8 protein-coding genes are annotated in these 8,828 nt (G+C 73.8%); 7 read left to right on the top strand and 1 reads right to left on the bottom strand.

Going from position 1 to position 8,828, the window contains the following annotated elements:
- From AB0H83_RS47560 to AB0H83_RS47530, 7 genes are all read left to right on the top strand, one after another.
- The coding region (locus tag AB0H83_RS47560) for a DUF4118 domain-containing protein (protein ID WP_360109146.1) at positions 1 to 1,719 on the top strand (1,719 nt) is incomplete at its 5' end.
- The gene (locus AB0H83_RS47555) at positions 1,716 to 2,393 is read left to right on the top strand and encodes a response regulator (RefSeq protein WP_360109143.1); all 678 of its coding nucleotides are present in this window, start codon (positions 1,716 to 1,718) and stop codon (positions 2,391 to 2,393) included. The genes AB0H83_RS47560 and AB0H83_RS47555, both read left to right, overlap by 4 nt.
- A complete protein-coding gene (locus AB0H83_RS47550; protein ID WP_360109140.1) occupies positions 2,390 to 2,560 on the top strand; it encodes a hypothetical protein in 171 nt (56 codons plus the stop codon). Before AB0H83_RS47555 ends, AB0H83_RS47550 begins: the two co-directional genes overlap by 4 nt.
- 77 nt (positions 2,561 to 2,637) lie before the next feature.
- Complete coding sequence (locus tag AB0H83_RS47545; protein WP_360109138.1) at positions 2,638 to 4,464, top strand: glycoside hydrolase family 15 protein; 1,827 nt, start codon at positions 2,638 to 2,640, stop codon at positions 4,462 to 4,464.
- Positions 4,461 to 5,816, top strand: coding sequence for a glucose-6-phosphate dehydrogenase (locus AB0H83_RS47540; protein ID WP_360109135.1), 1,356 nt, complete (start codon positions 4,461 to 4,463; stop codon positions 5,814 to 5,816). The genes AB0H83_RS47545 and AB0H83_RS47540 overlap by 4 nt, the downstream gene beginning before the upstream one ends.
- Positions 5,817 to 5,826: 10 nt before the next feature.
- Positions 5,827 to 7,590 carry an IlvD/Edd family dehydratase gene (locus tag AB0H83_RS47535; RefSeq protein WP_360109133.1) on the top strand — a complete coding sequence of 588 codons (1,764 nt, stop codon included), beginning with the start codon at positions 5,827 to 5,829 and terminating at the stop codon, positions 7,588 to 7,590.
- A complete protein-coding gene (locus AB0H83_RS47530; protein ID WP_360109130.1) occupies positions 7,577 to 8,587 on the top strand; it encodes a C-terminal binding protein in 1,011 nt (336 codons plus the stop codon). The genes AB0H83_RS47535 and AB0H83_RS47530 overlap by 14 nt, the downstream gene beginning before the upstream one ends.
- Here the strand turns inward: AB0H83_RS47530 and AB0H83_RS47525 are convergent.
- Complete coding sequence (locus AB0H83_RS47525) at positions 8,562 to 8,747, bottom strand: hypothetical protein (protein ID WP_360109127.1); 186 nt, start codon at positions 8,745 to 8,747, stop codon at positions 8,562 to 8,564. The two genes, AB0H83_RS47530 and AB0H83_RS47525, sit on opposite strands and share 26 nt — an antisense overlap.
- Between the last annotated feature and the right edge of the window lie 81 nt (positions 8,748 to 8,828).

Raw genomic sequence — 8,828 nt, 5'->3', positions numbered from 1 at the left:
ACCCTCGGCGGCACCTACCACCAGGTCGTCGGCAACGACATCCCGGCCGCGCTGCTCGACTTCGCCCGCGGCGTCAACGCCACCCAGCTGGTCCTGGGCGCCAGCCGGCGCAACCGCTTCGCCCAGATCCTGTCCCCCGGCGTCGGCGTGACCACCACCGCCGAGTCCGGCACGATCGACGTCCACCTGGTCACCCACGAACAGGCCAGGCGCGGCCGGCTCCGCCTCGGACCCACCGGCGGACTCACCCCGCGCCGGCGGCTGGCCGGCGTCGCGCTCGCCGGGCTCGGGCTGCCGCTGCTGACCGCCGGCCTCAGCGCCGTCCAGGCGGACATCTCGCTGCCCAGCGACATCCTCGCCTTCCTGATGCTGACCGTCGCGGTCGCCCTCCTCGGCGGTCTCTGGCCGGCGCTGCTCGCCGCCGTCGGCAGCTTCCTGCTGCTCAACTTCTACTTCACCCCACCGGTACACCGCTTCACCGTCGCCGAACGGGAGAACCTGTTCGCGTTGCTGGCGTTCGTCGCCGTCGCCGGCGCCGTGGCAACCGTCGTCGACCTCGCCGCCAGGCGGACCCGCGAGGCGGCGCGGGCCCGCGCCGAGGCCCAGACCCTGTCCACCCTCGCCGGCAGCGTCCTGCACGGCGACCGGCCCCTGCCGGCGTTGCTGGAACGGGTCCGGGAGACGTTCGCCCTCGCCAGCGTCACCCTGCTGCAGCGCCGCACCGACGAGGACGGCGCCCCCGGCGGGTGGCGGATCGCGGCGAACGTCGGCGGGCCGCCGTGCACCGCGCCCGCCGACGGGCAGACCGAGGTGCCGATCGACGAGGACCTGCGGCTGGTGCTCCGCGGCCCGACCCTCGCCGCGGCGGACCGGCGGCTGGTCGAGGCGTTCGCCGCGCACGCCGCGATCGCGCTGCGCCAGCAGCGGCTGGCCGAACAGGCGTCGACGGCCGGCACCCTCGCCGAGGTCGACCGGCTGCGCACCGCCCTGCTGTCCGCGGTCAGCCACGACCTGCGCACCCCCCTCGCCTCGGCCAAGGCCGCCGTGGGCAGCCTGCGCAGCCACGACGTCGAGTTCTCCGCCGAGGACCGCGAGGAGCTCCTCGCCACCGCCGAGGAGTCCCTGGACCGGCTCAACCGCCTGGTGGAGAACCTCCTCGACATGAGCCGCCTGCAGGCCGGCGCGCTCGGCATGCGGGCGCAGCCGATCAGTGCCGGCGAGGCGATCTCCCGCAGCATCGACGACCTCGGTGCCGCCGCCGCCGACGTGCGGGTCACGCTCCCCGCCGACCTCCCCGACGTGTACGCCGACCCGGTCCTGCTGGAACGCATCCTCGGCAACGTCCTCGCCAACGCCGTGCGCCACAGCCCCGCCGGACAGCCGCCGCTCGTCAGCGCCAGCGAGCACGCCGGCCTCGTCGAGGTCCGCGTCGTCGACCAGGGGCCCGGCGTCGCCGCCGCCGACCGGGACAGGATCTTCCAGCCGTTCCAGCGGCTCGGCGACCGCGACAACACCACCGGCGTCGGCCTCGGTCTCGCCCTGTCCCGCGGGCTCGCCGAGGCCATGGGCGGCCGGCTCGAACCGGAACACACCCCCGGCGGCGGCCTCACCATGACCCTCACCCTGCGCACCGCCCCGTCCGGACCCGCCGACCCGGCCCTGCTGCGTCGCCTCGACGGGGTCCCGCGCACCCACGGCACGACGGAAGGCAGCACATGACCCGCATCCTCATCGTCGACGACGAGCCCCAGATCCTGCGCGCGCTGCGGATCACGTTGCAGGCCAGGCACTACGAGGTCGTCGCGGCGTGCGACGGTACCCGGGCGATCGCCGCCGTGGAGACCGACCACCCCGACGTCGTGGTGCTCGACCTCGGGCTGCCCGACATCGACGGCGTCCACGTCATCCGGGCCCTGCGCGCGTGGACCCCGGTGCCGGTCATCGTGCTGTCCGGCCGCCGCAGCAGCACCGACAAGATCGACGCCCTCGACGCCGGGGCCGACGACTACGTCACCAAACCGTTCGACATCGGCGAGCTGCTCGCCCGGCTCCGGGCGGTCACCCGCCGCCACGGCCCCGCCGACGAACCGGCCCAGGCCCGCATCGGCCGGTACACCGTCGACCTCACCACCCGCGACGCCCGGCACGACGACGGGCGGCGCCGGCACCTGACCCGCACCGAGTGGCGGCTGCTGGAGCTGCTGGTGCACCAACCGGGCCGGCTGATCAGCCACCGGGACCTGCTGCGGCACGGGTGGGGCCCCACGTACGTCAACGAGGTGCACTACCTGCGCCAGTTCGTCGCCCAGTTGCGCCGCAAGCTGGAGGACGACCCGGCCCGCCCCCGGCACCTGCTCACCGAACCTGGCATGGGGTACCGCTTCCAGCCGTGACCGCGCGTGCGGTGCCCGGCGCGTACCACCGTTCCCGGGCCTGCAACCATCACCTCGTCGGCCGCCCGCCCCTGATCGGCGTCGCCGGCGGCCGGGCCCGCACCCTGGTGCGCCGCGAGTCCCTCACTGACCTGCTGTCCCGCGACGCCGACCACCGCGATGCCTGACCGGCGTTAGGGACCCGGCCGCCCGGGTAGGGCTTCGCTGCCCATGACACGGTCGTACCTGGTGCGGAGGTCACTTCATGCTCGATCACGAACCGGCGTTCCGCCCGCCGCGCCTGCGCGACGGCGCCCCGCCGCTGGAGGACCTCGGCCTGATCGGTGACGGTGCGAGCGCCGCGCTGGTCGCGCTGGACGGCAGCGTGCCCTGGCTGTGCGCGCCGGGCTTCGACGACGACCCGCTGTTCTGCGGGCTGCTCGACCCCGGCGGCGGGCAGTTCGGCGTGACGCCCGAAGGGCTCGTCGAGGGCCGGCAGCGGTACCAGCCGGACACCGGCGTGCTGGAGACCGAGCTGCGCACCACGACCGGGCTGCTGCGGCTCACCGACGCCATAGCCCTGCGCTCCGGTGCCGACCTCACCGACGACACGCCCGCCGGCCGGGGTGAGCTGGTGCGGCTGGCCGAGGTGCTGGACGGCACCGTCCGGCTCCAGGTCAGTGTGCGGCCGCGCGGCGGTGGCATCGCCCGGCCGGCGCTCGGCGGGCTGGAGATCACCGCGGCCCGCCGGCCCGGCATGCGGCTGCACCTGCGCTCCAACCGGCAGCTGGACGGCCTGGACAGCCGGTACGAGCTGACCCGCGGCGACCGGGTGGAGCTGGTGCTGTCGTGGGGGCGGATGCACCGCCACCACCGGGTCGACGCCGGGTCGAGCCTGCGGCAGACGGCCGAGGCGTGGCGGCGGTGGATGACCGGGTTCGCCTACGCCGGCCCGCAGGAGGCGATGGTCCGGCGGGCGGCGATCACGCTGAAACTCTGCGACGACTGGGTCAACGGATCCCTCGTCGCCGCGCCGACCTCGTCGCTGCCGGCGCCGGTCGGCGGGATGCGCAACTGGGACTACCGCTACACCTGGATCCGCGACGCGGCGTTCGCCGTCTTCGCGCTGCGCCGCATCGGGTTCGGCGGCGAGGCCGACGCGTTCCTGGGCTGGGTGCTCGACGCCTTCGAGCAGAGCCGCCGGCCCCGGATCATGTACACGCGTGACGGCGGCCCGGTGCCCGACGAGCGGGTCGACCCGCAGTTGCGCGGGTACCGCGGCTCCGCGCCGGTGCGCTGGGGCAACGGCGCGGCAGACCAGCGCCAGCACGACATCTACGGCGAGGTCATGGACTGCGCCGACCAGTGGTCGCGGGCCGGCGGCCCGGTCGAGGCCGGGCTGTGGGCCGACCTGTCCGGCGTGGCCGAGGCGGCCGCCCGCACCTGGCGGCAGCCGGACCAGGGCATCTGGGAGGTGCGCAGCGAGGGCCGGGTCTTCACCTACTCCGCCGCCATGTGCCAGGTGGCGCTCGACCGGGCGGCCGCCATGGCGGACCGGCTCGGGCTGCCCGGGCCGGCGCCGCGGTGGCGCAAGACCGCCGACGAGATCCGCCAGGCGATCATCCAGGACGCGTGGGACGAGCAGTCGCAGACCATCAGCGAGCACCTCGACGGCCGCGGCGGGGTGGACGCCAGCCTGCTGGCGCTGCCGCTGCGCCACGTGATCGCCGCCGACGACCCGCGGATGGTGGCGACCACGAAGGCCATCACCGAGCGGCTCGGCGCGGGCGGCGGCCTGCTCTACCGGTACCGGCACGACGAGTCCCCGGACGGCATCGCCGGCGACGAGGGCGCGTTCCTGCTGTGCAGCTTCTGGCTGGTGGACAACCTCACCGGCCAGGGACGCCTCGACGAGGCCGAGGCGCTCTACGACTCGCTGTGCGGGCGGGCGAGCCCGCTCGGCCTGCTCGCCGAGCAGGTCGACCCGGCCGGCGGGGAGCTCGTCGGCAACTTCCCGCAGGCGTTCAGCCACATCGGCGTGATCGCCAGCGGCGTCAACCTGGCCAGGGCGAGACTAGGAGCGGCGGCATGATCCAGCAACTGGTGATCCTGGGGGCGACGGGCGACCTGACCGCGCGGTTCCTGCTGCCCGCCCTCGGCGCGCTGCGCGCCGGCGGGCACATCGACGAACGGTTCGGGCTCACCTGCGTCGGCCGGGAGGACTGGACCGGCGACGCCTACCGCGCCTGGGCCGCCGAGCAGCTCGACCGGCACGCCCCCGGGATCCCTGCCGGGCGCCGGCGCGAGGTCGTGGCGGCGGCGCGGTACCACCGGGCCGACGTCACCGATCCGGGCGAGCTGGCCCCGGTCCTGCCGCACGACGAGCCCGTCGCGGCGTACCTGGCGCTGCCGCCGTCGATCTTCCCGGCGACGGTCACGGCGCTGCACACCGCCGGCACCGCGACCGGCAGCACCGTCGTGCTGGAGAAGCCGTTCGGCGAGAGCCTGCACGACGCGCTCGAGCTCAACCAGCTGCTGGCCGGGCGCTACCCGGAGCGCAGCATCTTCCGCGTCGACCACTTCCTGGCCATGTCGACCGTGCTCAACCTCCTCGGCGTCCGGCTGGCCAACCGGGTCCTGGAGCCGATCTGGAACGGCCTGCACATCGAGCGGATCGACATCGTCTGGGACGAGTCGCTGGCGCTGGAGGGCCGGGCCGGGTACTACGACGGGGTCGGCGCGCTCAAGGACATGCTGCAGAACCACCTGCTGCAGCTGCTGTGCCTGGTCGCCATGGAACCGCCGGTCAGTCTCGGCGACCGCGACCTGCGCGACCGCAAGATGGACGTCCTGCGCTCGGTGCGGCCGCTCGGCCTGCACGACGCCGCGCAGCGTTCCCGCCGTGCCCGCTACACCGCCGGCGCGGGGGTGCCCGCGTACGTCGACGAGGACGGCGTCGATCCCATGCACCACACCGAGACGTTCGCGGAGCTGGAACTCGAGCTGGACAACTGGCGGTGGCCGGGCACCAGGTTCCGGCTGCGGACCGGCAAGGCGCTGCGGGCCGCCCGTCAGGAGGTCGCCGTGCACTTCCGGCCGGTGCCGCACCTGCCCTTCAGCGGCGACGTCACCGCGGTGCCGAACGTGCTGCGCTTCGGCCTCGAGCCGGAGTCGGTGTCGCTGCACCTGACCGGCACCACGACCCGGGGCGACGTGCTCACCCCGCTCACACTCGCGGCCACCCCGGAGCCCGCCGACCTGCCGCCCTACGGCCGGCTGCTGCTGGACGTGCTGCACGGCAACCCGGCGCTGTCGATCCGCGCGGACGAGGCCGAGGAGTCGTGGCGGGTGGTGACCCCGGTCCTGGACGCCTGGGCGAAGGACCTGGTGCCGATGGAGGAGTACCCGGCCGGCTCGGACGGCCCCGCCCCGCGTCGAGCCTGAGGAGAACACTGTGGCAGCCACGTCGTTGCGCAGCCGGCAATGGTGGGACAACCCGGCGAACCCCGACATGACGGCGCTGTACCTGGAGCGCTACCTCAACTTCGGCCTCACCCGCGCCGAGCTGCAGTCCGGACGCCCCGTCATCGGCATCGCCCAGACGGGCAACGACCTGGTGCCGTGCAACCGGCACCACGTCGAGCTCGCCGACCGGGTGCGCGCCGGGATCCGCGACGCCGGCGGCATCCCGCTGGAGTTTCCGGTGCACCCGCTGCAGGAGACCGGCAAGCGCCCCACCGCCGCGCTCGACCGCAACCTCGCCTACCTCGGCCTGGTCGAGGTCCTGTACGGCTACCCGCTCGACGGCGTGGTGCTGACCACCGGCTGCGACAAGACGACCGCGGCGTGCCTCATGGCGGCCGCGACGGTCAACATCCCCGCGATCGTGCTGTCCGGCGGCCCCATGCTCAACGGGTACGTCGACGGCCGCCGCGCCGGATCGGGGCTGATCATCTGGCAGTCGCGCCGGCTGCTCGCCGCCGGCGAGATCGACTACGCGGAGTTCATGAACCGGGTGGCGGACTCCGCGCCCAGCGTCGGGCACTGCAACACGATGGGCACCGCGCTGTCGATGAACAGCATCGCCGAGGCGCTGGGGATGTCCCTGCCGGGCTGTGCGGCGATCCCGGCCCCGCACCGCGAACGCGGCCAGATCGCCTACGACACCGGCCGGCGCGCCGTGGAGCTGGTCCACGAGGACGTCACCCCCCGTTCGATCATGACGCGGGAGGCGTTCGAGAACGCGATCGTGGTGACCGCGGCGATCGCCGGCTCCACGAACTGCCCGATCCACCTCATCGCGATCGCCCGCCACACCGGCGTCGAGCTGACCAACGACGACTGGGAGTCCGTCGCCGGCGACGTGCCGATCCTGGCGAACTGCGCGCCGGCCGGCGAGTACCTCGGCGAGGACTTCCACCGCGCCGGCGGGGTGCCGGCGGTGATGCACGCGCTGGCCGGCGCCGGCCGCCTGCACACCGGCGCGATGACGGTGAACGGCCGCACGATCGGCGACAACGTCGGCGACTCGCGCAGCACGGATCCGGACGTCATCGCCGGGTACGAGCACGCGTTCGCGCCCCGCGGCGGGTTCCTCGTGCTGCACGGCAACCTGTTCCGGTCCGGGATGATGAAGATGTCGGTGGTCACCGAGGAGCTGCGGTCGCGGTACCTGACCGCGCCGGCGGTGACCTGGCGCGCGGTCGTCTTCGACGGGCCCGAGGACTACCACCGGCGCATCGACGACCCGGACCTGGGCATCGACGAGAGCTGCGTCCTGGTGATCCGCAACACCGGCCCCATCGGGTACCCGGGCTCCGCCGAGGTGGTGAACATGCAGCCGCCCACGGCGCTGATCCTGCGCGGCGTCGAGGCGATCCCGACCCTCGGCGACGGCCGGCAGAGCGGCACCGCGGACGCGCCGTCGATCCTCAACGCGAGCCCGGAGGCCGTCGCCGGCGGCAACCTCGCCGTCCTGCGCACCGGCGACCGCATCACCCTCGACATCCCGGCGCACCGTCTGGACGTCGAGCTCAGCGACGAGGAGATCGCCGAGCGCTGGCAGGCGTACACCCCGCCGGCACTGGACAACCAGACGCCCTGGCAGGAGCTGTTCCGGGCGCACACCGGCCAGATGGACTCCGGCAGCTGCCTCGACTTCGCCGTCGGATACCAGGACGTCGTGCACACGAAAGGACTGCCCCGTGACTCACACTGACCGTGGAACGATCATGGTCGCCGACTACGACTTCGGCGACGTGGACATCGAGCGGGCCATCGCCGAGAAGGCCGGGTTCGCGCTGCAGGCGTACCAGTGCAAGTCCGAGGAGGAGCTCGTCCGGTACGGCCGCGACGCCGACGGCATCCTCACGCAGTACGCCGAGATCAGCGCGTCCGCCATGGACCAGTTGCCGAACTGCCGCGTGATCGCCCGGTACGGCACCGGCGTCGACACCGTCGACGTGGACGCCGCCACCCGCCGCGGCATCCAGGTCACCAACGCGCCCAACGACTGGTGCGCCGAGGAGGTCGCCGACCACGCGATCGCGCTGTGGCTGGCCGCCGCCCGAAAGATCAACGAGTATGACACGGCCACCCGCGCCGGCGCCTGGACCTGGCAGACCGGCGAGCCGATCTGGCGGCTGAGCGGGCGCATCTTCGGCATCCTCGGCTTCGGGGCGATCGCCCGGCTCATCGCCGACCGGGCCCGGCCGTTCGGGGTCCAGCTGTGCGCGCACGACCCGTTCGTGGCCGACGACGACATCCGCGCCCACGGCGTCGACCCGGTCTCCTTCGACGAGCTCGTCGAGACCTCCGACTTCCTCACCATCCAGGCGCCGCTGACCGCGGACACCCACCATCTGTTCGACCGCGCGACGCTCGCCCGGATGCAGCCCACCGCGATCCTCATCAACACCGGCCGCGGGCCCATCGTCGAGGACGCCGCGCTCGCCGACGCCCTGACCACCGGCACCATCGCCGGCGCGGCGCTGGACGACCTGGAGGAGGAGCCGGCCAAGCAGCGCGACTGGCGTCCGGACAACCCGCTGCTGCACCTGCCGAACACGGTCGTCACACCGCACGCCGCCTACTACTCCGAGCAGTCCCTGCGCATGGTGCGCGCCATCGCCGCCGAGGAGGCCGTGCGGGTCCTCACCGGCCGCAGCCCCCAGCAGCCGGTCAACACCGTCAGCCCGGTGACCGCCAGCCGCTGATCGCGTGCGGCGTGGGCCCGGACGAGCTCGTCCACGCGCTGAGGAAGGTCTCGCAGATCAGTGCCGGTTCGAACAGGCAGCCGGCCGCCATGGCGCCGTCGCGGAGCATGACGAAGTGCTGCGCGGCGGCGCCGGCGCCGTCCGGCTCGATGCCTGCCATCAGGCCGTCGACCGTGTCGAGGAACCACTGCCGGTGTCGCTGCCTGCCATGAGCCGATGGTAGCGACAGAACGTTCGGTCT

Origin of the sequence: Dactylosporangium sp. NPDC050688 (genome assembly GCF_040654515.1) — a bacterium.
GTDB lineage: Bacteria > Actinomycetota > Actinomycetes > Mycobacteriales > Micromonosporaceae > Dactylosporangium.
This window is presented reverse-complemented; position numbering and strand designations above follow the sequence as displayed.